Below are 23,333 nucleotides of genomic sequence, written 5' to 3' on the forward strand. Positions count from 1 at the left end.
GTGGAGCCCTTCGATGCCGGACGCCGGCTGCTACCCGACGAGCCCATCCTGTCGCTCGACGACTACCTCGCGCGCGGCGGGGGTCAGGGTCTGACGACGGCGCTGCAGGGCCCGCCCGACGAGGTGATCCGCGCGGTCAGCGACTCGGGTCTGCGCGGTCGTGGTGGCGCCGGGTTCCCGACCGGGATCAAGTGGAGTTCGGTCCGCAAGGCGGGTCAGGAGGATCCCGACTCCACGGTGTACATGGTGGCCAACGCCGCCGAGGGTGAGCCCGGGACCTACAAGGACCGGGCGATCATGACCACGAACCCGTACCAGTTCGTCGAAGGGGTCCTGATCGCCATGTACGCGGTCGGGGCCGAGCGCGGCTACATCGCGATCAAGAAGAAGTTCAAGGAGCAGATCCAGAAGATCGCCGACGCGGTCGGGGACGTCGCCGAGGCCGGATGGGAGGGTGCCGACCGCGTCGACCTGGTGGGCGGCCCCGACGAGTACCTGTTCGGCGAAGAGAAGGCGATGCTCGAGGTCGTCGAGGGCAAGCTGCCGATGCCGCGGCTGGTGGCCCCCTACCAGGTCGGGCTGTTCGCTTCGATGCAGAGCCCCAACCCAACGCTGGTCAACAACGTCGAGTCGTTGACCAACGTCCCCCTGATCGTGAGCAAGGGTCCCCAGTGGTTCCGCGAGGTGGGGACCGGCGAGTCGCCCGGGACGATGGTGTTCACGGTCGTCGGCGACGTCGAGTCACCCGGTGTCTACGAGCTGCCGCTGGGCACACCGCTGCGCACGCTGGTCGAGGACATCGCCGGCGCAACCGACGTCAAGGCGATCTTCGGAGGCGTCGCTCAAGCGGTGATCACCCCAGACATGCTCGACACCCCGATGGGGTTCGACTCGTTGGCGGAAGCCGGTGCCGGGCTGGGCAGCGGCGGCTTCGTGGTGTACGACTCGTCGCACTGCATCGTCCGGGTCATGGCGATGCTGTCACATTTTCTGGCGGTCGAGTCGTGTGGTCAGTGCTGGGCGTGCATGCTCGGTACGGAGACGCTCACGGACATCCTCAACCGCATCGACCGCGGGGATGGGGTGGACGATGACGTCGACGCTCTGCTGGAGCGGGCGGCGAAGGTCACTGACCAAAACCGCTGCTACCTGCCGGTCGGTGAGCAGCTGATGGTCGGGAGCACCCTGCACCGCTACGCCGAGGAGTACTCCGACCACATCGGTCGGCCATGCTGGTCGGAGCGCGAGGCGATGGTGCCCAAGATCGACAGCATCGATCTGGACACCGGCGAGGTGGTTTTCGACCAGACCTACCATCTCAAGCAACCCGACTGGACGTACGCCCAGGAGTGAACGACAACCCGTGGCTGCAGCGGCGGGTGCTCCACTACGCCCACCGCGGCGGAGCGCTCGAGGCTCCGGAGAACACCATGCGGGCGTTCCGCGCCGGGGTCCGGGCCGGCGCCGACGGGCTGGAGCTCGACGTGCGCTGCACGGCCGACGGCGTGCTGGTGGTGGCGCACGACCGTGACCTGCGCCGGGTCACCGGTCGGCCCGGGAAGGTCGATGGGCTGAGACTGTCCGACGTCCGCGAGCGGTCGGTGCTGGCAGCAGAACAGTCCGACGACACCGCGATCCCCACGTTGCGGGAGGTCCTCGACGCCTTCCCTGAGGCGTTCCTCACCCTCGACATCAAGGACACCGCCCCCCACGTCGAGCCCTACGAGGAGCCGCTGGCGGGCCTGCTCGCCGCATACGGTCGGAGCGACGACGTGATCGTCGGGTCGTTCCACCTGCCCGCCCTGCGGTCGTTCCGCGACGCCGCGCCGCAGATCAGCACGTCGCTGGCCCCTGAGGAGGTCGTGGCGCTGTGGGAGGATCGGTGGGGGCGCGACCACCCGTCGGTCCACGCGGTGCAAGTCCCGGCGACCTACGGTGACGTCGAGGTCGTCACCACCGCGTTCGTCGAACGGGCGCACCGCGCCGGCTTGGCGGTGCACGTGTGGACCGTGAACGAACCCGAAGAGATGTCACGCCTGATCCACCTCGGGGTGGACGGGTTGATCACCGACCGCCCCAGCGTCCTCGAAACGCTCCTGCACGATCGTGGCGTCGCGTACGCGTGAGCATCGTCCGTGCTCGGGTGTTCGCAGGCGGCTAGCTCGGGAGCGCGTCGGGCCCGTCGGTGTGTGCTTCGACGCAGACGACGCCGTCCGGTCCGACGGTCGCGCGGTGCTGGGTGTTCGGTTCCAGGTCGAGGCGGTCACCGGCGTTCATCTCCAGGCGACCGTCGTCGGTGTGGAAGGTGATCGATCCTTCAGCGCAGAACAGGATCTTGTGCGTCGGGTGGCTGTGTGCTCCGTACGTGTCGCCGGGGGCGTTGCTGAACGTCCGCGGAGTCAGCCCGACGCGGCCGAAACGCTGCTCGAGGTCAGCAGCGCTGACCTCGCGGCCGGCTTCGTCGCGCGTGATCGAACCTCCCATCTGCTCCTCCTGTTCGTCCGACGCTGGTCGGGCCACCGCCGGGATACGTGGACGGGGGTGTCGTCATGGGCGGTCGGCGCCACGGCTGCGTCAGACCTCGACGACGATGACCGTGATGTTGTCCACACCGCCGCGCTCGTTGGCCGCGTCGACCAGCCGCTGACAGGCGGCCTGGGGGTCGTCGGGCGCGGCGGCGATCTTGGCGATCGCGTCCTCGGGGACCATGTCGGTGAGCCCATCGGTGCACAGCAGCAGCCGGTCCCCGGGTACCAGGTCGATGTGGGTGACGTCCGGGTCGATCCCGTCCCCGGTGCCGAGCGCCTGGGTGATGCTGCCCCGACCGAACAGGCCACCGGTGGTGTGGTCCCGGGTGATCCGCCGCAGGTCCGCTTCCCGGACGAGGTAGGCGCGGCTGTCTCCGACGTGGGCCACCCACGCCTCCTCGCCGCCGTCCGTGACCCGCGCGACGACCGCTGTCGTCGCCATGCCGGCTCGGCGCTGATCGGTCGCGGCCTCGGAGCGGATCGCGTCGTCGGCTGCACGCAGAGCCGACACGAGCGCGTCCGCGGGGTCCCCGCGTGACAGGTCGTCGAGGTGGCGGTCGAGCGTCTCGACCGCGGTCCGGCTGGCCACGTCGCCAGCCGGGTGCCCGCCGAGACCGTCAGCGACCACGAAGAAGTTGTGGTCGTCGTCGACCAGAAGCGCGTCCTCGTTGCGTCCCCGGACCCGACCGATGTCGCTGGCCGCCCCGACTTGCACGACAGTTCCCTCGTTCGTCCGCATCCGTTCGACCGTACCGAGCCCGAGGTCGCTGTCGGTGGCAGGTCGGACGGTCAGCCGGCTCGAGACCGGCGCAGCACGGAACGCCGCCGGAGCGGGCGCGGAGGTCGACCTCGACAGCTACCCCCGTCCCTGTCTCCTCCTACCACGTCGGCACAGCCGGAGGGTGTCTCACGTCGGCAGGTACCCTCCGGACGCGAGCCCCCGTAGCTCAGTGGATAGAGCAGTGGTTTCCTAAACCATGCGCCGTAGGTTCGATTCCTACCGGGGGCGCGTTCCCGGCCTTCGTGACTCGGTCTCTGGGCGTCTGTCTTGCGCCTCCCGCCGTCGCCGGAACGTCCGTCGGCGATGACAGTTGGCGCATACGAGTTCGCACTTGGCGATCTCCGCCCGGAGCGTTTCGACGCTCGCCGCGGTGCGCACGACCACCGCCGCTGGGGGCGCTGTGACCCGGGATACCGCTCTGGCGGCGACCGGACGGCCAGAGCTGCGTGCGTCGGCCGCGGATCTGCGCGACCATGCGCGGAGGCGAACGAGGAGTCGGGCGTGGTCGCCGTTCTAACGGTGATCGTGGTGGTGATCGTCTCGATCCTGATCGCGCGGATCGCGACCGTCGCCTTGACGGTCACCGGCTTGTCCCGTGAGGCGGCGCGCTTCCAGGCCCGTTCGGCGCTGACCAACACCGGGTTCACAACCGGCGAGGCCGAGCGGGTGGTCGACCACCCGGTACGCCGCCGCGTCGTGATGGCCCTGATGATCGTGGGCAACGCCGGGATCGCCACGGTCATCGCCACGTTCGTGCTGTCCTTCGCCAACGTGGGACGGGGCACGGCCGCGATACGTCTGGTCGTGCTCATCGCCGGGCTGGTCGCCGTGCTGCTGGTCGCCCGGAACGAGCGGATGGATCGGATGATGACGCGGGTGATCGCGCGCATGCTCCGGCAGTACACCGACCTCGATACCCGCGACTACGCGCGGTTGCTGAAGCTGTCGGGGCCGTACGCCGTCACCGAGATGACCGTCGGGGACGAGGACTGGATCATCACTGACCAGCTGCTGGACCGTCGCCTCACCGACGAGGGGATCATCGTGCTCGGCGTGACCCGCAGAGACGGGAGCTACATCGGCGTGCCTCGCGGCGACACACCGATCCTGTCCGGTGACACCCTCATCCTCTACGGGCGCGCGCCGGAGCTCGCGGAGCTCGACACCCGCAAGGCCGGGCCCGAGGGGGACGAGGCGCACGATCGGGCGGTCGTCACCCACCGCATCTTCCTCAACGCCGAGGCGTACGGCGACCCGGCCCGCGAGGACATCCCACGTTCACCGACCGCTGCCTCCTAGCGTGGCGATCCGGCGTTGGGTCTCCTGAAGGGCGCTCAGCGCACGGTCCACCGCCCCGACCCGCTCCAGGATCCGAAGCGCCCGGGCGCGGCGGTCGGCCCCGGAAGCGCCCCGCAGGCGGCGCGCCACCTCATCGACGGGTGTTCCCGCCTCGGCGGCCTCACACAGCTCGGCGAACAGCTCGGGGACGTAGTCGCGGGCGCTGTGGGGGATCCGGGCCGTGGCCGTCTGCTCATGCCAGCGCAGCAGCGGCTCGAGCGCCTCATCGGAGGCGCTCACCGCGGCCTGGGGTTCATCAGCTGATCGACCGGCGCGTAGGCGTCGCTGAGCACGGGCGCGTCGCCCACGAACCGGTCGATCGCGTGACCCGTCACGGCCGCTTCGTCGTCGCCCCGGCGGGTGTTCCGCTCCAGGATCGGGTCGACGGGGATCGGTGCGTCGGAGCCCACCACGATGAAGTTGCCGCCGTCCTGGTGACGCAACCGCGGGGGAGGGGCCAGCACGGCCACGTGCTCGAACACCTGACGCATCGTCGCGACCTCGGCCCGGGCGAACGCGTTCGGCGGGTAGTCGATGAGGTTCATGGCGTACACCCCTCCAGGTCTCAGCCGTGCGGCGATCTCCTCGAGGAACTCCCGGGTGGTCAGGTGCCAGGGGACGGTCAGGCCACCGAACGCGTCGCCGATCACCAGGTCGAACGCCCCCTCAGGCAGCTGCGGGAGCGTCACCCGCGCGTCACCCACCCGGATGTCCAGCCCGGGCTGTGGTTCCAGACCCAGCTGCTCTCGGGCGACCTGAACCAGGACCGCGTCGAGTTCCAGGACGACGTTGGTGGACCCCGGCCGGGTCGCCGCCAGGTAGCGCGGCATGGTGAACCCGCCCCCGCCCACGTGCAGGGCGTCGATCGGTTGCCCCGGTGGGGCGATCGCCGCGGCCACGTCGCTCAAGGTCTGGGCGTAGGTGAACTCCAGGTGGGTGGCGTCGTCGACGTCGACGAAGCTGTGGCGGACGGTGTCCAGCAGCAGCAGTCGCCGCGACGGGTCGCCCGGCTCGGCGACGACGCGCGCGCAGAAGTAGGGGCTCTCGTACTCGCAGGTTCCCAACGTCGCCGCCGTCGACGCGGCGGCCAGCCCGGCCAGCGCCATCAACCCGGCCACGTGGGCACGGTCGGGGCGGAGCACCACCCACAGGACCACACCGACCGCGACGAGCCCGCCACCGACCGACAGCACGATCGCACGGCTGGGTAGCTGGGCGATCAGCAGGAACCCCGTCATGAACGTGCCGACGATCGCGCCGGCGGTGCCGAGCGCGGCGAGCCGCCCCACCACCGTGCCGGTGTCGCCGAGGTCGTCGAGCTGGAGCTTCACCACCGCGGGGGTGACCGCGCTGAGCACCGCAGCCGGCGCGAAGAACCCGATCAGCGCCAGCGCGACCACGCCGACGGGCCCGCCGCCGCGCAGCGCAGCGCTCTGGCCGAGCACCGCGATCGCGGTCGGGGCGATCAGACCCAGCACCCCGCCGGCGCCGACCAGCGGGCCGAGCAGCAGTCGCGGGTCGATGCGGTCGGCCGCGCGTCCCCCGAGCCAGCTACCCAGCGAGATCCCCGCGAGGACCGTCCCGATGATCGCGGTGTAGGTCTCCAGCGTCACCCCCACGTACGGGGCGAGGAGCCGGCCGGCGAGGATCTCCAGGACCAGGACCGAACCCGACGCGACGAACACCAGCAGACCGGCGGCGACGGGGGACATGGCGGGACGGTACCCGCCCGCGCAGCGCTCTCACCGCGGTCGCGGCCCCGCGTCGCCACGGTGCGTCGGTACCCTCGCCGCGATCTGGTGGGTCCCCGACCAGCGGGCTGGTGTGGCCGAGTACATCTACGTGATGAAGGGCCTGTCGAAGGTCGTCCCGCCTGGCCGGGCGATCCTCGACGACATCTGGCTGTCGTTCCTGCCCGGCGCGAAGATCGGCGTGATCGGACCCAACGGTGCCGGCAAGTCGACCCTGCTGAGGATCATGGCCGGGCAGGACCCCGACTTCGAGGGCGAGGCGTGGCTCGCCGACGGCTACACCGTCGGGTTCCTGTCCCAGGAGCCCCGCCTCGATCCCGGCAAGGACGTCCGCGGCAACATCCTCGATGGTGTGGCCGACGCCGCCGCGCTGGTCGAACGCTTCCACGCGCTGAGCGCCCGGATGGCCGAACCGCTCGACGACGGCGAGATGCAGCGCGTCTACGACGAGTTCGCCGAGGTCCAGGACGCCATCGACGCGGCCGGCGCCTGGGACCTGGACCGCACGCTCGAGATCGCGATGGACGCGCTGCGGGTCCCGCCCGGCGACACCGACGTGTCCACCCTGTCGGGTGGCGAGCGCCGGCGCGTGGCGCTGTGTCGTCTGCTTCTGTCCAAGCCGGACCTGCTGCTCCTCGACGAGCCCACCAACCACCTCGACGCACAGAGCGTCGCATGGCTCGAGCGACACCTGCAGGAGTACCCGGGGACGGTCGTGGCGGTCACCCACGACCGCTACTTCCTCGACAACGTCGCCGGATGGATGCTGGAGCTGGACCGGGGCAAGGGCTACCCCTACCGCGGCAACTACTCGGGATGGCTCGATCAGAAACGCCAACGGCTCGCTCAGGAGGAGAAGCACGAGTCGACCCGCCAGCAGACGCTGGCACGCGAGCTGGAGTGGGTGCGCCAGTCACCCAAGGCGCGGCAGGCCAAGAGCAAGGCCCGCATCCAGGCCTACGAGAGCCTGCTGGCGCGGTCGCCCGCCGAGCGGGTCGGGACCGCCGAGATCGTGATCCCCGACGGTCCCCGCCTCGGTGACGTCGTGGTCGAGGCGGAGCACGTCTGGAAGGGGTACGGCGACCGGCTCCTGATCGAGGACATCACGTTCTCGCTTCCGCCGGGAGGGATCGTCGGGGTGGTGGGTCCCAACGGGGCCGGGAAGACGACCTTGTTCCAGATGATCGTCGGGGACGACAAGCCCGACGCCGGCGAGATCCGCGTCGGCGAGACGGTGCAGCTCGCGTACGTCGACCAGCACCGTGATGCCCTCGACCCCGACCGGACGGTGTTCGAGGAGATCTCGGGCGGCCACGAGCTGCTCGACGTCGGGGGGCGTGAGCTCAACGCCCGGTCGTACGTGGCGACGTTCAACTTCCGCGGGGCGGAGCAGCAGAAGAAGGTCGGCAGGTGCTCCGGCGGGGAACGCAACCGCATCCACATGGCCAGGCTGCTGCGCAGCGGCGGGAACCTGATCCTCCTCGACGAGCCGACCAACGACCTGGACGTGGACACGTTGCGGGCACTGGAAGAGGCGCTGTTGGCCTTCGCGGGATGCGCGATGATCATCAGCCACGACCGGTGGTTCCTCGACCGGGTGGCCACCCACATCCTCGCGTTCGAGGGCGACAGCCAGGCCGTGTGGTACCCGGGTGGGTACAGCGACTACGCGCAGGACCGCCGTCGGCGCCTGGGTGCTGACGCCGACCAGCCACACCGCATCACCTACAAGCCACTCCGCCGCCGCGAGGGCTGAAACGGCCGCCGCCAACCGGCGTCCGTGGCCGCCGCGGCGATCGCTCTTCGACCGGGCTGGGGCGGCCGGGACCCCACCGACCGCTGCCTACACTCCGAGCGACGCCACCCGCCGGAGACGCCCCGTGGATCTGCTCGCTGAACGCCTCGACGAGGTGCTGATCCGGGAGGTGCTCACGGCGGGGCTGTCGCGGGGCGGGGACTTCGCCGAGCTGTACGCCGAGCACAAGCGGGGACGGGCACTGCGGCTGGAGGATCGGCGGGTCGAGGAGCTGACCTCGTCGCTGGACCTGGGGGCCGGCATCCGGGTCATCCGCGGCGGCCGCACCGCATACGCCTACACCAACGTGCTCGACCGCGAGTCGCTGCTGGAGGCGGCGCGGGTCGCGGCGGCGGGCGCGCAGGGTGAAGCCACCCGCTCCGTGGACGACCTGACCCGGCCCGACCGCCGCGTCGACCATCCGGTCCGCATCGACCCGTTCGAGGCCGACAAGGAGGACCTGGTCGCGTTGGCGGTCCGGGCCGACGAGGCGGCCCGCGACGTCTCGGGTGACGTCAGGCAGGTGATCGTGACCTACCTCGACGGCACCACCGACGTGCTGATCGCCAACAGCGAGGGGCGTCTGGTCGACGACCACCGCACCCGGACGCGTTTGGCCACACAGGTCGTGGCTGCCCGCGACGACGTGATCCAGACCGGGTTCGAGGGGCCGGGTGCCAGCGCCGGACACGAGATGTTCGACAGCCACCGCCCCGAGGACGTCGCTCGAGCCGCGGCCCGACAGGCGGTCGCCATGCTCGACAGTCGTCCTGCACCCAGTGGCGAGATGCCGGTCGTGCTGTGGCGCGGCGACGGCGGGGTCTTGTTCCACGAGGCGTGCGGGCACGGGCTCGAGGCCGACATCGTGGCCAAGGAGGCCAGCGTCTACGCCGGCCGCCGCGGCGAGAGGATCGGGAGCGATCTGCTGTCGGGCGTCGATGACGCCACCGTCCAGAACGGGTGGGGGTCGTACGCGTTCGACGACGAGGGCACGCCGGCGCAACGGACCATCCTGTTCGACGAAGGCATCCTGGTCGACTACCTCAGCGACCACCGCAGCTCCCGCAAGCTCGACCTCCCTGTCACCGGGAACGGCCGTCGCCAGTCCTACGCCCACGTGCCGATCCCGCGGATGACGAACTCGTACATCGTGTCGGGCGACGCTGACCCCGACGAGGTGATCGCCAGCCTCGACCGCGGCGTGCTGTGCAAGGGGCTGGGTGGTGGCCAGGTCAACCCGGCGACCGGCGACTTCGTGTTCGGCATGACCGAGGCGTACCTGGTCGAGGGGGGTGAGATCCGTCACGCCGTCCGCGGAGCCAACCTGGTCGGCAACGGACCCGAGACCCTGCGGCGGATCGACGCGGTCGGGACCGACTTCGCGCAGCGCCAGGGCATCTGCGGCAAGGACGGTCAGGGTGTTCCGGTGGCGTTCGGGACACCCACCTTGCGCATCGCCCGGATCACGGTGGGGGGGACCGCATGAGCGGGGCGGAACTGGCCGACCTCGCCCACCGCGTGGTGGATCGGGCCAGCGGCGATGAGGAGGTCGAAGCGTTCGCGCTGCGCAAGGTCGAGACCGAGGTCGAAGCGCTCCGGGGCGAGGTGGACGCGCTGTCGTCCGCGGAGACGCGGGGGGTGGGGGTCCGGGTGATCCTCGACGGCCGCCAAGGGTACGCCTCGACCGCCATGGTGACCGACGAGGCCCTCGCCACGGCACTCGACGAAGCGCGCAGCAACGCGGCGGTTGCCACCCCCGACGAGGCCAACGTCCTCCCCGACCCCCAGACACCGCCGGACGTGGGAGACCTGACCCGGCCGGGCTTCCTGGACGTTCCCGTGGATCGCAAGATCCAGCTGGCGCTGGACCTCGAACGGGCCGCCACCGCCGCCGACCCGCGGGTGCGCGGCGTCGACATGGCCAAGTACGGCGATGCCTACGTCGAGGTGGCGTTGGTGTCGACGCGCGGTGTGGAGAGCGCCGCAGCGCGGACCGACGCGTGGGCGTTCGTGCTGCCGCTGGCGTCCCAGGACGACGAGACACAGACGGGGATGGGACTCACGATCGGACGTGCCCCTGGCGAGCTCGACGTGGACGGCGCCGGCCGGGAAGGCGCCGAGCGGGCGGTGCGGCTGCTGGGCGCGACCAAGCCGACGAGCCGCAAAGCTGCGGTGGTGTTCGATCCTCACGCCACCGCGGCGTTCCTGGGCGTACTGGCCCGGGCGCTGTCGGCGGAGGCGGTGTTGAAGGGCCGGTCCTTGTTCGCCGACCGGCTCGGCGATCACGTGGCCGGTGAGGCGCTGACGCTGGTCGACGACGGGCTGCGACCCGACGGGCCCGCCACCGCCCCGTGGGACGCCGAAGGCGTGCCGCACCAGACCACCGTGGTGATCGAACATGGGGTGCTGCGATCGTTGCTGCACAACACCTGGACCGCGCACCGGTCCGGCGACTCCACACGGTCGACCGGGAACGCCTCCCGCGGCAGCTTCAAGAGCTCTCCGGGGGTGGCTCCGACCAACCTGCACCTGTCACCGGGCGACGCGGACCCGTCGCGGATCCTCGCCGACGCCGGGGACGCGGTGTACGTCCAGGAGGTCGTCGGACTCCACTCCGGGGCGAACCCGATCAGCGGGGACTTCTCGGTGGGGGTGACCGGCCTGGCGGTGCGTGGCGGGGAGCTCGCCGAACCGTTCCGGGAGGCCACCGTCGCGTCCACCATCGTGGAGGTGCTCCGCTCGATCACCGCGGTCGGGAGCGACCTGCGGTTCTTCCCGTTCGGCGGGGCGCTGGGCGGATCGACCGTGCTGGTCAGCGAGATGGCGGTCAGCGGCCGCTGATGACACGCGTGACGCTCCGCCGGCCGCGTGCGGAGGACCGCGACGAGTTCGTCGACCTGGCGCGCGCCAGCCGCGACCTGCACAACCCGTGGGTCACCGCCCCGGTCAACGCCCGCGAGTTCGACACGTACCTGATACGTGCCGAGGCAGACGACACCGACTGCAACCTGGTGTGCCTGCGCGACAGCGGGGCGATCACGGGCGTGTTCAACCTCAGCCAGATCGTCCACGGCATGTCGCGAAGCACCTACGTCGGCTTCTACGCCTTCGCACCGTTCGCCGGCCAGGGCTACATGACCGAGGGGCTGCGACTGGTCCTGGACCGGGTCTTCGATGAGCTGTCGCTGCACCGGATCGAGGCCAACATCCAACCCGACAACATCGCCTCCAAGCGGCTGGTGGCCCGGTGCGAGTTCCGCTACGAGGGCTTCTCCCCGCGGTATCTGTACATCGCCGGGGGGTGGCGGGACCACGAGCGCTGGGCGATCACGGTCGACGAACGTCCCGGCGCGACACACCGCTGACCGGTCGAGGGACGGTCGCCGGTGCTCCCGCTCGTCGCCGCGCCGTCACAGGCGGCTGGCGGGCCCCAACCACAGGAACCCGGCCGCGACGACCGCCGCGAGGAACACCAGGTAGCGGCTGAAACCGATCAGGTCCTCGGTGGTCACCAGCCGCAGCAGGTAGTGGATCGCCCAGTAGCCGGACACGGCCGCGGCGAGCGCGCCGACCACGACCTGCGCGGGGGAGAAGTCGCCGATCTCCCCCGCGACGAGTGTGGGGACCTCCACGATCGCCGCACCGGCGACGGCCGGGATGCTCAGCAGGAACGAGAACCGCGCCGCCGCTTCACGGGTCAGGCCGCGGAACATCCCAGCCGCGATCGTCGAACCCGACCGCGAGATCCCGGGCAGCAGCGCGGCGGCCTGCGCCACGCCGATCACCACGGCGTCCACGAGCTCCACCGTGGTCTCGTCCCGTCCGGGATCCAGCGACGCCGGGATGTCGTCGTCGTCCTGGACCCCGGAGGGGATGCGCTGACGCGCCCGCCGGCGGCGGGCCACCTCGGCGCTGTACAGCAGCGCGGCGGTGACCAGGAAGAACCCCGCGACCGCCAGCGGCTGGCCGAAGACATCCTCGATGTGGCCCTCCATTGTCACACCGACCGCCGCGGCCGGTACCGACCCGACCCCCAACAGTCCGATGGTGCGGCGCGCTCGCGGCACCTCGCCGGCTTCCACCACCCCGATCCCGACCGCCCGGGTCGCCAGGTACCACAGATCCGCCGCGAAGTACCCCACCACTGCGATCAGCGTCCCGATGTGCAGGGCGACGTCGAAGGCGAGCTGCGGCTGGCGCCACCCCAGCAGGTACGGGACGATCACCAGGTGCCCCGACGACGACACCGGAAGGAACTCGGTCAGGCCCTGGACCACTCCCAGGACGACGGCGCGGAGCAAGAAGGGGTCCTTTCACGCAAGGAGTTCCGGGGAGGCTCGCGGGAGCGTACTGACCCCGCGCCGAGACAGATGCGGAGGCTGATGCGGTCAATGCCCGGTCGGTAGCGTGCGGCCCCGTTCGCCGGCCCAACCGGCCAGCGGGGAGGGGCGGTGGCGGCGCGGGTCGAGGTGACGGCGCTCACGTGGGTCGCGGTCCGGTTGCTGCTGCTTGCGGTCGGCGCGTCGGCGGCGGTGGACGGTCGTGTCGGTGCCGCGGAGAAGGCGGTTTTCCGGCAGGTCAACCGTCTACCGGCCGCGGTCGGAACGGTGCTGCTGGTGGTGATGCAGGTGGGCAGCATCTGCCGGCTGACGTCCTCGGTGGGGCCGGCGCCGGGCTGGTGGTCGCGTCGACCTGGTCGAAGGTCATCCGCCGGCGGGGAGCACCGCGACCGTGAGCTGCCCGAACGCTCCCGCGCCGGCCACGGCGGCGGCCTCCTCGCGTTCGACCTCGAGCCACACCGTGTCGCCGTCGACGCTGAGGACGCGCGCGCTCGTCGCGAGCCGGACCCCGCCACCGTCGGGGGTTGCCGTCAGCACGTCCACCCGTTGGGCGGCCGTGACCGCGACTCCCGGCAGCGCCACCGGCACGGCGACCCGGCCGGGTGGGAGCGTGGCGGCGAGCCCGCTATCCGCCAGGTGCGCAGACGTCAGCAGGTTCCCAGCCGGCAGGCCGACCGCAAGGACCCGCCCGGCCGCGTCGGCGCCATCGCGGGGCGCGGACGGTGGAACGAGACGGGCCGGCCAGGTGGCGGGGCGCAGGTCCGAGGCCTGCAGCGTCCGTCCGGCCGACAGGTCATGGGTTGCGACCAGCACCGGCACCGCGGGACCCCACGGCGAGCGGGCGGCCCCGTGACCGGCCAGCGCGACGATCACGACCACCGCGGCACCCGTGACGGCCATCCGTGCCCGCGGCGACGCGGTGGCCCATCGCTGGCTCACCCGGTCCAGCGCCGGGGGGAACGCCGGTGGCGGCCCGTCCAGGAGGCGACGCAGCACGGCAAGCGGTCCGGTGGTGCGGCCCATGCCGACAGCTGAGCACGGCCCCGCGGTCGCTGGCGATCGTCAGCGTGCGTGGCCTGTGGACTGCCCGTGCGGCTCAACTCCGTGACTCGCGTGCGCTGCCCGTCAGTATGGTCCCGGGTCCCTTCCTCAGGAGCCGCCCGTGGACTGGAAGGTCTTCGCGACCGTGTTCGGCGCCGTCTTCCTGGCGGAGTTGGGCGACAAGACGCAGCTCGCGATCGTGTCGTTCGTCGGTTCGGGAATGGGCCGCTTCACCGTGCTGGCGGCGGCGGCGCTGGCGCTCGTCGCCTCGACCGCACTGGCCGTGGCGGTCGGCGTGGCGCTCCTTCGGGTCATCCCTGGCGACTGGCTACGGCTGGCGGCGGCCATCCTGTTCATCGCAGTGGGGATCGCGGTCGGCGTGGAGGCCGTCGGCGAGATCCGGGCCTGAACGCCGACGACGTGCCGTGCCGTCTGCGTGCGTCGAGATCCGGGACTGAACGCCGACGACGTGCCGTGCCGTCTGCGTGCGGTGAGATCCGGGACTGAACGCCGACGACGTGCCGTGCCGTCTGCGTGCGTCAGGCGCTCTGCTTCTCACCGCCGCTCGACGACTCCCCCGTCTGGGCCTTGTTGCCCTCCGAGGCCGTCGCCTTTTTGGAGGCGCCATCCTTGGAGGCGCCATCCTTCGAGGCGCCATCCTTCGAGGCGCTGTCCGCCTTGGAGTCGCCTTCCGCCTGGGAGTCGCCTTCCGCCTGGGAGGCCTTGGGCTCGCCACCGGAGGACCTCGCGTAGTCCTTGATGTGCCAACCCGACCCCTTGAAGACGATGCCCGCAGCGCTGAAGACCTTCCGGAGCCGGCCGTGGCAGGCGGGGCACTGGGTCAAGGCGTCGTCGCGGAAGGACTGCACCACCTCGAGGTGCTCGCCGCAGTCACGGCACGCGTACTCGTACGTCGGCATGTCGCATAACTCCTCGCTACGGGCCTGGCCGCGCCAACGGCTCGCACACCAGACAGCCGGCGGTCGCACACCCAGCTTGGCATCGCCTGCACCGAGTGCCAACCGCTGGCGAGCATGCGATGTTCCCACGGTCGACTCAAGCGACCACCGGCCGGATGCGGATGACGCCCTCCTCGGTGACCACGACATCGACCAGCTCGTCGTGCGGCGAGCTCGGAACCTCGGCGACCAGCTGGCAGGCGAAGCAGAACCCGATCCGTGTGATGTCGCGCGGAAGGGCCGCCAGCAGCCGGTCGTAGTGGCCGCCGCCTTGCCCGAGCCGGCCGCCGAACCGATCGAACGCCACCCCTGGGACCACGATCGCGGCCACGGCCGCAGGGTCGACCGCCGGTCCCAACGGCTCGCGGACGCCCCGGTACCCGGTCGACAGTGCATCCAGGTCGGGGGTCGCGACCAGGACGAGCTCGGTGGCCTCGACCCGCGGCAGGGCGATCGACGCCCCGCGTCGCAGCAGCGTTCGCGCGGCCGGGAGCGGGTCGGCCTCGTCACCCAACGGGGCGTAGAACGCCACCAAACGCCGACCCGTCACCTCCGGCAGCTCGAGCAGGTGGCGAGCAGCATCGGCGGAGGCGCGGGCGCGTTCGGTGGGGACCAGCTCGGCGCGACGGATGCGGCGGTCGCGGCGCAGCTCACGCTTGCGCCTGGTGACCTCCTCCACCGTCACGTCGGCGTCCTCCCGGCACTTGCCCGCCGAGAATCGTAAGGTGCGGCCTCCGACCGAGGAGACCGGGTGAGCCTGAGGATCCGGCTGACCGTGTACTTCAGCATCATCGTGATGCTGCCGTTGACGGTCGCTGCGGTCACCGCCCGTGCGGTGCTGATCCGCGAGCTCGAGACCCGCGCCATCGACCAGCTGACGCTGGGTTTGCAGAGCGTCCTCGAGCAGGTTGAGCTGGTCCGGGAGCGGGCCGGCGATCTCGCTGAGGACCTCGCAGCGCGGGAGCGGGCGCTGGGTGCGGCGTTGAGCGACGGCGACGCCGCCGCGGTCCGTGCCGCGGTCCAGAGCGCGTTCGGCGGGCGTGGTCGCGCCGACGTCGTCGTGGTGACCGACGAGGGCGGGGCGGTGCTGGCCGCTCGCACCGAGCCGGCCCAGGTCCTCGCCGACGTCGCGATCCCCGACGAAGCCACGCTGGCAGCGGCGGCCACGCAGGGGCGGACCACCCCGTTCGTCCTGGGCAGGGCCAGGACGGTCGAGGACGCCGGTGGGCGCACCCTGGGTCGGATCCTCGCGGGGCGTTGGGTGGATCGACGCCTCGCCGAGGAGCTGAGCGGCTCCCGGTTCGACCTGACGTTGTTCGTGGACGGACAGCCGGTCGCGACCACGACCGGGGCCGACCTGGCCGACGCCGATGGTGGGCGAAGCCCCGCGGAGACTGTTGCCGCCACGCTCGACCGTCAGATCGTGCAGTCGGTCGCGGTCGACGACTGGAGCATCGTGGCCAGCACCTCGTGGGAGCCGATCGGTGCGGCGCGGCGGTGGGTGACGTTGGCGACGATCGTGATCCTGGCGGTCGTGGCCTTGACGGCCGCGGCGCTGGGTTGGCTCGTCGCGCAGGTCGTCGTCCAACCGGTCCGAGAGCTGGCCGCGGCGGCCCGCGACGTGGCTTCTGGCGACCTCGACCGCCGCATCGACGTCCGAGGTCGCGACGAGCTCGCGGTCCTCGGCGCAGCGTTCAACGCGATGACCGACAACCTGCGCGGGCAGGTCCAGGAGCTGGAGCGCTCGCGCGACGCGCTGCAGGACTCCCTGGACCGCCTCGGTCAGACCCTGTCGTCGACGCTCGACCTCAACCGGACGCTGGCGGCCGTGGTGGAGGCGGCCAGCGCAGCGCTGACCGCCGAGCGGGCCGCGCTGTTCATGCTGGCGCCCGGCCGGAGCGAGCTCTACGTCAAGGTCGCCAGGGGGCTGGCCCCGGACGAGGTCGACCGCACGTTCGCGATGGGCTCCGGGGTGGTGGGGTGGGTGGCGCAGACCGCGTCGGTGGTGCGATTGCCCCAGGACGGCGACCAGGTGCCCGCCCCCGATCCCGGTGAGCCGACCGCGGACGCGTTGCTCGCCGTGCCCCTGTTCAGCCCCGATCTCGGCCAGCTGATCGGCGTCCTGGTGCTCTACGACCGGGCTGACGGGGCGCCATTCGACGCCGCCGACCTGTACACGCTGCGGTCGTTCGCGGCGCAGGCGTCGGTCGCGATCGAGAACGTCCGCCTGCACCAGGCGACCCAGCAGGCGTCCATCACCGACGGCCTCACCGGGCTGTGGAACCTGAGGTACTTCCGCCAGCGGGCGGAGGAGGAGGTCGAGCGGGCCGCGCGCTTCGGGCACGACCTCGCCATGATCATCCTGGACATCGACCGCTTCAAAGCCGTCAACGACCGCTACGGCCACCCGGTCGGCGACGTGGTCCTGGTCGAGGTCGCACAGCGCGTTTCGGCGCAGGTCCGCGAGGTCGACACCGTGGCGCGCTACGGCGGGGAGGAGTTCGTCCTGGTCCTGCCCGAGACCGATCTCCAGGGCGCCACGCGCACTGCCGAACGGATCCGACAGGCGGTCGCCGCGTCACCCGTGGAGACGGAAGCGGGTGATCTCTGGGTGACGGTCTCGTTGGGTGTGGTGGCGACGCGGGGATCGGAGCGCTCCGTCGACGAGCTGCTCCGCGCGGCCGACCAGGCGATGTACGCGGCGAAGCAGGCGGGACGCGACCGGGTCGTCACCGCCGACGAGGTCCCGCCACGGGTGGCGTCCGAGACGGCGTGAGCGCCGCGCAGGGGCCGCCCGGTCAGGTCGGAACCGGCGGGGATGCGCTGCTCGCCCCTACGCTCACGGGTCGAAACCGTCGAGGAGCCCCCGTGAGCGACGATCACGCGGCCGTTGGCGTCCGCAAAGCTGTCCTGCCCGCAGCCGGGTACGGCACCCGTTTCCTGCCGGTCACCAAGGCGCAGCCCAAGGAGACCCTGCCGGTGCTGGACCGGCCGGCGATCCAGTACATGGTCGAGGAGGCCGTCCAGGCTGGCCTGGACGACGTCCTGGTCGTCACCGGGCGGAACAAGCAGGCGATCGCCGACCATTTCGACCGCAACCCCGAGCTCGAGGACGTGCTGCGCGGCAAGGGCAAGGAAGACGAGCGAGCGGAGGTCATCCGCCTGGCTGAGCTCACCAACATGCACTACGTCCGTCAGACGCAACAGCTCGGGCTCGGCCACGCTGTCCTGCAGGCGCGCCAGCACGTCGGGGACGCGCCGTTCGCCGTACTACTCGGTGACGACATCGTCGACCCCGACGAGAAGCTTCTCGAGCGCATGATCGAGCTGTTCGAACGTCACGGCCGCCCCGTCGTCGCCGTGGTGTCCGTCCCCGCGCAGCAGGTCAGCTCGTACGGGATCGTCGAGGCCGATCCGCGACGCGGTGAGGACGGGGTGTACGACGTGCGCGACTTGGTCGAGAAGCCCGACGCCGATGACGCACCGTCGGATCTTGCGATCATCGGTCGGTACGTCCTGGATCCCGACGTCTTCGACGTGCTGGCCGACACCGAGCCCGGCGAGGGTGGTGAGATCCAGCTGACGGATGCCCTGCGGACGCTGGCGCGCCGTGAGCCGATCATCGCGGTCGAGTACACGGGGCCGCGACACGACATCGGCGACGTGATCGGCTTCCTCAAAGCCAACGTCGCACTTGCCGCCGACCGCTCCGACATCGCCGGGCCTTTCCTGGAGTGGCTGGAGGACTTCCTGGCCGAACGGCGGAGCCGGACGTGAGCGACCCGGTCGCCAGCGGTGTCGGGAGGCGCGCCGGCACCGACGTTGTGGCGCGGGACGACATGGTCGCGGTCGACGCCTACCGGGAGCGCATCCTGGCCGACCTGGAGCCGCTGGAGCCGATCGAGCTGCGGTTGCCCGACGCGCTCGGGCTGGTCCTCGCCGAGGATGTGGTGCCGTCCGAGAGCCTCCCGCCGTTGCGCAGCTCCGCGATCGACGGATACGCGGTCGTGGCGGCCGACGTGAGCGAGGCCAGCGCCGACCAGCCGGTGCGCCTCCGCGTCGCAGGGGAGATCCGGGCTGTGCCCGGTGTCCCGCCGAAGCTCCGGCCGGGCACGGCGCTGGCGATCATGACCGGCGCACCGGTCCCCGACGGGGCGGACACGGTGGTGCCCGTGGAGGTCACCCGCCAGGAAGGCGCCGTCGTGGCGATCTTCGTGGCGCCGCAGCCGGGAGCCAACATCCGAGCCGCGGGCGAGGACATCACGGCCGACACCCGTCTGATCCGTGCCGGCCGCCGGCTCCGCCCGGGAGACATCGCTGCGCTGGCAGCGCTCGGTCTCGCCCCGGTGCGCTGCTACCCACGTCCCCGCGTCGTCATCCTGTCCACGGGCAGCGACCTGGTCGCTCTCGAGCAGTCGCCGTCGCCGGGGACGACCCGCGACTCCAACGGCCCGATGCTGGCTGCGCAGGTCCGCCAGGCCGACGCCGTGGCGTTCTGGGCCGGCATCGTTGCCGACGACCGGCGGGCGCTGATCGACGCGTTCGACTCCAACCTCGGCCACGCCGATGTGATCGTGACGACGGGCGGGCTCAGAGCCGGGGCCTACGACCACGTCCGTGACGTCCTCGCCATGCTCGGCGAGGTCCATGCCGCCACGGTCGCCATCGAACCCGGAGGGCCGCACCTGTACGGCCGGGTCCGGGGCGTCCCCGTGTTCGGGCTCCCGGGCCAACCCGTGTCGGGCTTCGTGTCGTTCGAGGTTCTGGTCCGCCCCGCCCTCCGCCGCCTGCAGGGGCGGCGTGACCTGTCACGCCCCACCGTGAGCGCGCAGCTGACCGAGGCGGTCGTCACCCCGCCGGGTCGGCGGACCTTCCTGCGGGTGCGGTTGCGGCAGGACGCCAGCGGCTGGTCGGCGTCGCTCACCGGACCGCAGGGAGCGCACACGATCAGCTCACTGCTGGCCGCCGACGGGTTGGCGGAGATCCCCGAACAGCGCACCGAGGTCCCCGCCGGCACGCGGGTCACGGTTCACCTCCTCGTCGAGCCGTAGAGGCGGCGGCGCCTGGGAACTGACGCCCCTGCGGTCGCTGCCGGTGGTCAGGGCAGGCCTTGCGTTCCGCGCCGGCTGCGGCGACTCACAGCGTCGCGGGTGCTTCGGCGCAGCGGGGGTCGGGTGATACCGTCGGCGCAGGTCCGGCCAGGGTCCGTTGGCCGCGGGGAGGGGCACATCCTGGTGAACGGCGCATGGGTGATGCTGCTGGCGCTGATCTGGGGCCTGGTGCTGGTGCCGGGCGCCCTGCGGGCGCGCCGGTCGTCGCCGACGACCAGCGTGGGCACCTTCGAGCGGGCCATGGACGTCCTGGCCCGTCGCGATGTCGGCGCGGGCGGCCGCTACATCTACGTTCCACGCGACGCCAGCCGCATCGTCGACGAACGGAAGCGGCGACGCAGTTCGGTGCTGACCCAGCGCCGGCGCATGTTCGTCCGGCTCCTGCTCACGACCGCGGTGAGCCTGCCGCTCGCATTCGCCCTGCGTGGGCTGGCATGGTCGGTGTTCTTCGGGTCGGCGGCCCTCCTCGCCGGGTACGTCCGGCTGCTGCTGCGGTGGAAGCGCCGGGTGGATCGCGTGGCGCCGATCGTGCGCAGCCTGCCCGACGGTGACGTGGCATCCCACGGGGCATCCGACAGGGCATCCGACAGGGCATCCGACGGGGCATTCGATCGCCTTCCGGTGGCGGTCGGCGCCGGGGCGCCGGTGGAGACGACCGGCGGCCTGCAGGTCGCGCGCCACGGCAGCGAACCGTGGCAGCCTCGGTCCAGTGTTCGCATCCGCCGCTGGGACGAGTAGGAGTGGGAGTCGCGAGTCCCGACCGCTGGCGCTGTCGGGGTGAGCCAAGGCGACCGCCTGTTGGAGTCATTGACCGCTGACCGACGCTTGCGCTGAGACGCCCGACCTGGCCAGCCTGACCGAGCCGGTCCGCAGCCGGTTCCTGCACCGCCACGAGTCCCGTGAGGCTGCCTTCCGGGCTTCGCGGGATGCCATCCGCGCGGCCGCAAACGCGATCCGGGCGATCCACCGCGGCGAGGTCGACCGGGCGCGCGCTCTGATCCGAGAGTCACGCGAGCAGCTCGACCGGGCGTTCGCTGCGGCTGGTGACCAACCCGAGGTCCTGTACGGCGGTTTCCTGCAGGACGCGGCCAAGGAGCACGCCGAGGCCTACCTCACCGCTGCGGCCGTGACCGGCGAGAGGTGGCCGACGCCTGCGGAGGTCGGCGTGGACGACGGCTCGTGGCTGCATGGCCTCGCCGAGACGGTCGGCGAGCTACGGCGCCACTGCCTCGATCGGATCCGCCACGAGGACCTGGACACCGCTGAGGGCGCACTGGAACGGATGGACGAGATCCTCGCCACACTGGTCACGATCGACGTCCCGGACGCGCTCACCCGCGGGTTGCGTCGGGCGACCGACGGGGCGCGGGCCATCACCGAACGCACCCGCGGCGACCTCACCACCGCCCTCGCCCAGCGGCGACTGCGCGCTGCGCTGGACGCGCACGTCAGGCGCTCGAGGTCGCCACCGGCGAGCGGGACCCGGCCGGTTGACGCCGCGTTGCACCCGGGTCGGCACTGCGCCGCTAGCGGAGCCGGTAGCCTGTCCCCGGTCGTGTCGATAGCATCCGAACGCCCGTTTCGCGGGCTGTCCGGGGGTGTAGCTCAGCCTGGCAGAGCGCTTCGTTCGCAACGAAGAAGTCGTCGGTTCAAATCCGATCACCTCCACTCGCAGAACCCGGTGGAAACGCCGAGTCCCTTGCTTTCCGGGCGGACTCTTTCGTTAGAGTGTGTTGCGTGCAACACGCTGGCAACGCAGGAGACGCCCGGTGACTCCTCTCGTGGACCGCAGCCGCCTCACTCGCCGACTCGAGCGCGGACAGTCGGTCGAGCTCGACTGGGGGCTGCTCGTCTCGCCGCCATCGCAGCCCGGCGCCCGTGGTGCGAACGGCTCGTACCGGTGGACCTTCTACGACCCGCCCCTGCGTGAGGACGGCACACGCGGCAAGCGCGTGCACCGCACGGCCCGTCAGCTCGACGACCAGGCTTGGCTGCGCATCGAACGCGACCTGCGGGCACTCGAAGCCACGATGGTGGCACAGACGACCGGCACGCGGCTGGATGCGACCTTCGGGCAGTTGGCCGAACACTGGCTCGATCCGGCCCGCCACCCCGACTGGTCGCCGGACTACGCGAAGAAGGTCAGATCGGTCGCCGCCAACTGGTTGCTCGACGACCACATCACCGTCGTCGTCCCCCGACCAGGGACCGCTACGCGACTGCCTCTGGCACAGATCCCACTGGGCGAGCTGACCGCCCCCATCGCGGTCGAGGCCCTCAGCCACGTGCTCTCGCGACGCGCGCACGGGACGTACCGGGCAGCTCACGAGTGCCTCACCGCGATCATCACCTGGGGGGTTCGCATCAAGTGGCTACCGATCGGGCAAATCGACACCGCCAACATCAAGCGTGCCGCCGACCCCCGCGCGGGCGCCCGCCGGAAGGGCGCCCGCGGCAACATCACACCCGTCCCCAAGGACGACATCCCCGACCTCAACCGGGTGCTCCTGCCGTTCCACACCTGGGTCGAACAGCACCACGGTCGCGACAACCGGATCCTTCTCGACCTGCTCGCCTTCTCGGGACCGCGGATCGGCGAAGCGCTCGCAGCCCGCGTGGACCGCTTCCACCGCGACGACGAGGGCAACGGCTGGCTGTCAGTCGAAGAACGCGCCGACCGGAACTCCAAGAAGCAGTCGCCGCCCAAGCACCGCAAGCACCGGGACGTGTGGGTACCGGCGTGGCTGGCGGAAGATCTCGAGAGTATCCAGGCGAACGCTGACGGCTACCTGTTCGGAGCCCCCGAGGGTTCAACGTGGCCGGTCGGTCGCTGGAACAAGCGCCGGTTCGACCGCTGGGCCCTCGACTACGGCTGGGAGGAACTCCCCGACTACTGCTCGCACCAGGGCCACGACCCGGGTCGGTGCCGGGGCCAGAACCGGCGGCGCTGGAGGTTCACACCACACGACTGGCGCCACGCCGCTGCGGTGTGGCAGCTGTTCGAACTCCGGCTCGACCCAGAGGATGTCGCCCAACACCTGGGCCACGGCGACGGCTACACGCTGTACCAGCTGTACGTGGGAGCCCGGCCAGGCCGAGCCCGCCGGGCGGCGAGGGCTGCGGCAGAGTTGGGGGACCCGCGCGGTTGAGTATCGACGCTCGAGGCCTGGCCCGGCGATGTTCCTCGGACCCCTCGGGACCGGCGGAGACCTGGCGCGGTTGAGGGCGGCAACGCGGCCGCCCCGCGCGGTCGTCAAGCCGATCTGTACCCGCGCCGAGCCGCCCGACGTAGCTGTGCCAGGCGATCATCCGTTTTCATCTTCACGCGTAGGATCGTGCCGCTGCTGCCGACGGCGTCGCCTGACGCCTCGTGAGCCAGCCAGTACGGCCGCCCTGAGGGGTCTCGATGAACGGGGATGCCCTCGCCCGACTGCTCGTAGCGTCTGACCCAGCGCTCGATTGTGGCCCTGCTCACTCCCCAATGGCGGCACATGTCGGGATAGCGCCACACGACCACATCGACCTCATGGGCTTCGCGCATGGTCGACGGGTTGCCACTTACTGCTCTGGCACGGAAGTTCGTTGACGTATCGGTTCAGGCTGCGGCGGCCATGTCGCAGCGGGCCAGAACGCGGTCGAGATCGGTTCGGGTGAACTTCCATTCGAACGGAGTGGCGATCTGCTGGTAG

General features: G+C 71.3%; 23 protein-coding genes and 2 tRNA genes. 15 read left to right on the forward strand and 10 right to left on the reverse strand.

Going from position 1 to position 23,333, the window contains the following annotated elements; translation table 11 throughout:
• A complete protein-coding gene (locus KY462_08540; protein MBW3577769.1) occupies nucleotides 1-1,353 on the forward strand; it encodes an SLBB domain-containing protein in 1,353 nt (450 codons plus the stop codon).
• Nucleotides 1,350-2,126 carry a glycerophosphodiester phosphodiesterase gene (locus tag KY462_08545; protein ID MBW3577770.1) on the forward strand — a complete coding sequence of 259 codons (777 nt, stop codon included), beginning with the start codon at nucleotides 1,350-1,352 and terminating at the stop codon, nucleotides 2,124-2,126. The genes KY462_08540 and KY462_08545 overlap by 4 nt, the downstream gene beginning before the upstream one ends.
• Nucleotides 2,127-2,157: 31 nt before the next feature.
• Here the strand turns inward: KY462_08545 and KY462_08550 are convergent, their stop codons facing one another.
• Both KY462_08550 and KY462_08555 read right to left on the reverse strand, forming a co-directional pair.
• Nucleotides 2,158-2,484 carry an AraC family ligand binding domain-containing protein gene (locus KY462_08550; GenBank protein ID MBW3577771.1) on the reverse strand — a complete coding sequence of 109 codons (327 nt, stop codon included), beginning with the start codon at nucleotides 2,482-2,484 and terminating at the stop codon, nucleotides 2,158-2,160.
• A 90-nt stretch (nucleotides 2,485-2,574) separates the two neighbouring features.
• Nucleotides 2,575-3,243: a protein phosphatase 2C domain-containing protein gene (locus KY462_08555; protein ID MBW3577772.1), complete on the reverse strand. Its 669-nt coding sequence runs from the start codon at nucleotides 3,241-3,243 to the stop codon at nucleotides 2,575-2,577.
• A 221-nt stretch (nucleotides 3,244-3,464) separates the two neighbouring features.
• On the opposite strand from KY462_08555, the gene KY462_08560 reads away from it, so the two are divergent.
• Together KY462_08560 and KY462_08565 are read left to right on the forward strand one after the other, a co-directional pair.
• Nucleotides 3,465-3,537, forward strand: a tRNA-Arg gene (locus KY462_08560).
• A gap of 273 nt (nucleotides 3,538-3,810) precedes the next feature.
• Nucleotides 3,811-4,608 carry a potassium transporter TrkA gene (locus KY462_08565; GenBank protein ID MBW3577773.1) on the forward strand — a complete coding sequence of 266 codons (798 nt, stop codon included), beginning with the start codon at nucleotides 3,811-3,813 and terminating at the stop codon, nucleotides 4,606-4,608.
• On the opposite strand, the gene KY462_08570 is transcribed toward KY462_08565, so the two are convergent.
• Entirely contained in the window at nucleotides 4,588-4,887 is a 300-nt protein-coding gene (locus tag KY462_08570; protein MBW3577774.1) for a hypothetical protein, read from the reverse strand. The two genes, KY462_08565 and KY462_08570, sit on opposite strands and share 21 nt — an antisense overlap.
• Entirely contained in the window at nucleotides 4,884-6,359 is a 1,476-nt protein-coding gene (locus KY462_08575; GenBank protein ID MBW3577775.1) for a fused MFS/spermidine synthase, read from the reverse strand. The genes KY462_08570 and KY462_08575 overlap by 4 nt, the downstream gene beginning before the upstream one ends.
• Here KY462_08575 and ettA point away from each other — a divergent pair.
• From ettA to KY462_08595, 4 genes are all read left to right on the forward strand, one after another.
• The gene (gene ettA / locus KY462_08580) at nucleotides 6,358-8,154 is read left to right on the forward strand and encodes an energy-dependent translational throttle protein EttA (GenBank protein ID MBW3577776.1); all 1,797 of its coding nucleotides are present in this window, start codon (nucleotides 6,358-6,360) and stop codon (nucleotides 8,152-8,154) included. The two genes, KY462_08575 and ettA, sit on opposite strands and share 2 nt — an antisense overlap.
• A gap of 124 nt (nucleotides 8,155-8,278) precedes the next feature.
• On the forward strand, nucleotides 8,279-9,679 hold the full coding sequence (locus KY462_08585; protein ID MBW3577777.1) for a TldD/PmbA family protein: 1,401 nt from the start codon (nucleotides 8,279-8,281) through the stop codon (nucleotides 9,677-9,679).
• Nucleotides 9,676-11,034: a TldD/PmbA family protein gene (locus KY462_08590; protein MBW3577778.1), complete on the forward strand. Its 1,359-nt coding sequence runs from the start codon at nucleotides 9,676-9,678 to the stop codon at nucleotides 11,032-11,034. Before KY462_08585 ends, KY462_08590 begins: the two co-directional genes overlap by 4 nt.
• Nucleotides 11,034-11,558, forward strand: coding sequence for a GNAT family N-acetyltransferase (locus KY462_08595; protein MBW3577779.1), 525 nt, complete (start codon nucleotides 11,034-11,036; stop codon nucleotides 11,556-11,558). Before KY462_08590 ends, KY462_08595 begins: the two co-directional genes overlap by 1 nt.
• Before the next feature lie 45 nt (nucleotides 11,559-11,603).
• On the opposite strand, the gene KY462_08600 is transcribed toward KY462_08595, so the two are convergent.
• Both KY462_08600 and KY462_08605 read right to left on the reverse strand, forming a co-directional pair.
• Entirely contained in the window at nucleotides 11,604-12,494 is an 891-nt protein-coding gene (locus KY462_08600) for an undecaprenyl-diphosphate phosphatase (protein ID MBW3577780.1), read from the reverse strand.
• A gap of 402 nt (nucleotides 12,495-12,896) precedes the next feature.
• Nucleotides 12,897-13,556 carry a hypothetical protein gene (locus KY462_08605; protein ID MBW3577781.1) on the reverse strand — a complete coding sequence of 220 codons (660 nt, stop codon included), beginning with the start codon at nucleotides 13,554-13,556 and terminating at the stop codon, nucleotides 12,897-12,899.
• Nucleotides 13,557-13,695: 139 nt separating this feature from the next.
• Between KY462_08605 and KY462_08610 the strand changes: the two genes are divergently transcribed.
• Nucleotides 13,696-13,983, forward strand: coding sequence for a TMEM165/GDT1 family protein (locus KY462_08610; protein MBW3577782.1), 288 nt, complete (start codon nucleotides 13,696-13,698; stop codon nucleotides 13,981-13,983).
• Nucleotides 13,984-14,113: 130 nt separating this feature from the next.
• Here the strand turns inward: KY462_08610 and KY462_08615 are convergent, their stop codons facing one another.
• Complete coding sequence (locus KY462_08615; protein ID MBW3577783.1) at nucleotides 14,114-14,494, reverse strand: FmdB family transcriptional regulator; 381 nt, start codon at nucleotides 14,492-14,494, stop codon at nucleotides 14,114-14,116.
• 136 nt (nucleotides 14,495-14,630) lie between these two features.
• On the reverse strand, nucleotides 14,631-15,218 hold the full coding sequence (locus KY462_08620; protein MBW3577784.1) for a 5-formyltetrahydrofolate cyclo-ligase: 588 nt from the start codon (nucleotides 15,216-15,218) through the stop codon (nucleotides 14,631-14,633).
• A 66-nt stretch (nucleotides 15,219-15,284) separates the two neighbouring features.
• Here KY462_08620 and KY462_08625 point away from each other — a divergent pair, with 66 nt between their 5' ends.
• The 4 genes from KY462_08625 to KY462_08640 all read left to right on the forward strand — a co-directional run bounded on the left by KY462_08625 (nucleotide 15,285) and on the right by KY462_08640 (nucleotide 20,382).
• A complete protein-coding gene (locus tag KY462_08625; GenBank protein MBW3577785.1) occupies nucleotides 15,285-17,309 on the forward strand; it encodes a diguanylate cyclase in 2,025 nt (674 codons plus the stop codon).
• Between the two features lie 134 nt (nucleotides 17,310-17,443).
• Nucleotides 17,444-18,310: a UTP--glucose-1-phosphate uridylyltransferase GalU gene (gene galU, locus KY462_08630; protein MBW3577786.1), complete on the forward strand. Its 867-nt coding sequence runs from the start codon at nucleotides 17,444-17,446 to the stop codon at nucleotides 18,308-18,310.
• Nucleotides 18,307-19,584, forward strand: a complete 1,278-nt coding sequence (locus tag KY462_08635; GenBank protein ID MBW3577787.1) for a molybdopterin molybdotransferase MoeA — start codon at nucleotides 18,307-18,309, stop codon at nucleotides 19,582-19,584. The genes galU and KY462_08635 overlap by 4 nt, the downstream gene beginning before the upstream one ends.
• A 183-nt stretch (nucleotides 19,585-19,767) precedes the next feature.
• On the forward strand, nucleotides 19,768-20,382 hold the full coding sequence (locus KY462_08640) for a hypothetical protein (GenBank protein MBW3577788.1): 615 nt from the start codon (nucleotides 19,768-19,770) through the stop codon (nucleotides 20,380-20,382).
• Nucleotides 20,383-20,650: 268 nt separating this feature from the next.
• On the opposite strand, the gene KY462_08645 is transcribed toward KY462_08640, so the two are convergent.
• Nucleotides 20,651-20,833: a hypothetical protein gene (locus KY462_08645; protein MBW3577789.1), complete on the reverse strand. Its 183-nt coding sequence runs from the start codon at nucleotides 20,831-20,833 to the stop codon at nucleotides 20,651-20,653.
• A gap of 405 nt (nucleotides 20,834-21,238) precedes the next feature.
• On the opposite strand from KY462_08645, the gene KY462_08650 reads away from it, so the two are divergent.
• Nucleotides 21,239-21,312 (forward strand) — tRNA-Ala (locus tag KY462_08650).
• Between the two features lie 101 nt (nucleotides 21,313-21,413).
• Nucleotides 21,414-22,793, forward strand: coding sequence for a site-specific integrase (locus tag KY462_08655; protein MBW3577790.1), 1,380 nt, complete (start codon nucleotides 21,414-21,416; stop codon nucleotides 22,791-22,793).
• A 104-nt stretch (nucleotides 22,794-22,897) separates the two neighbouring features.
• Here KY462_08655 and KY462_08660 read toward each other — a convergent pair whose 3' ends face one another.
• Nucleotides 22,898-23,185, reverse strand: coding sequence for a helix-turn-helix domain-containing protein (locus tag KY462_08660; GenBank protein MBW3577791.1), 288 nt, complete (start codon nucleotides 23,183-23,185; stop codon nucleotides 22,898-22,900).
• Between the last annotated feature and the right edge of the window lie 148 nt (nucleotides 23,186-23,333).

The sequence above is a fragment of the Actinomycetota bacterium genome, assembly GCA_019347675.1.
Classification (GTDB): Bacteria; Actinomycetota; Nitriliruptoria; order Nitriliruptorales; family JAHWKO01; genus JAHWKW01.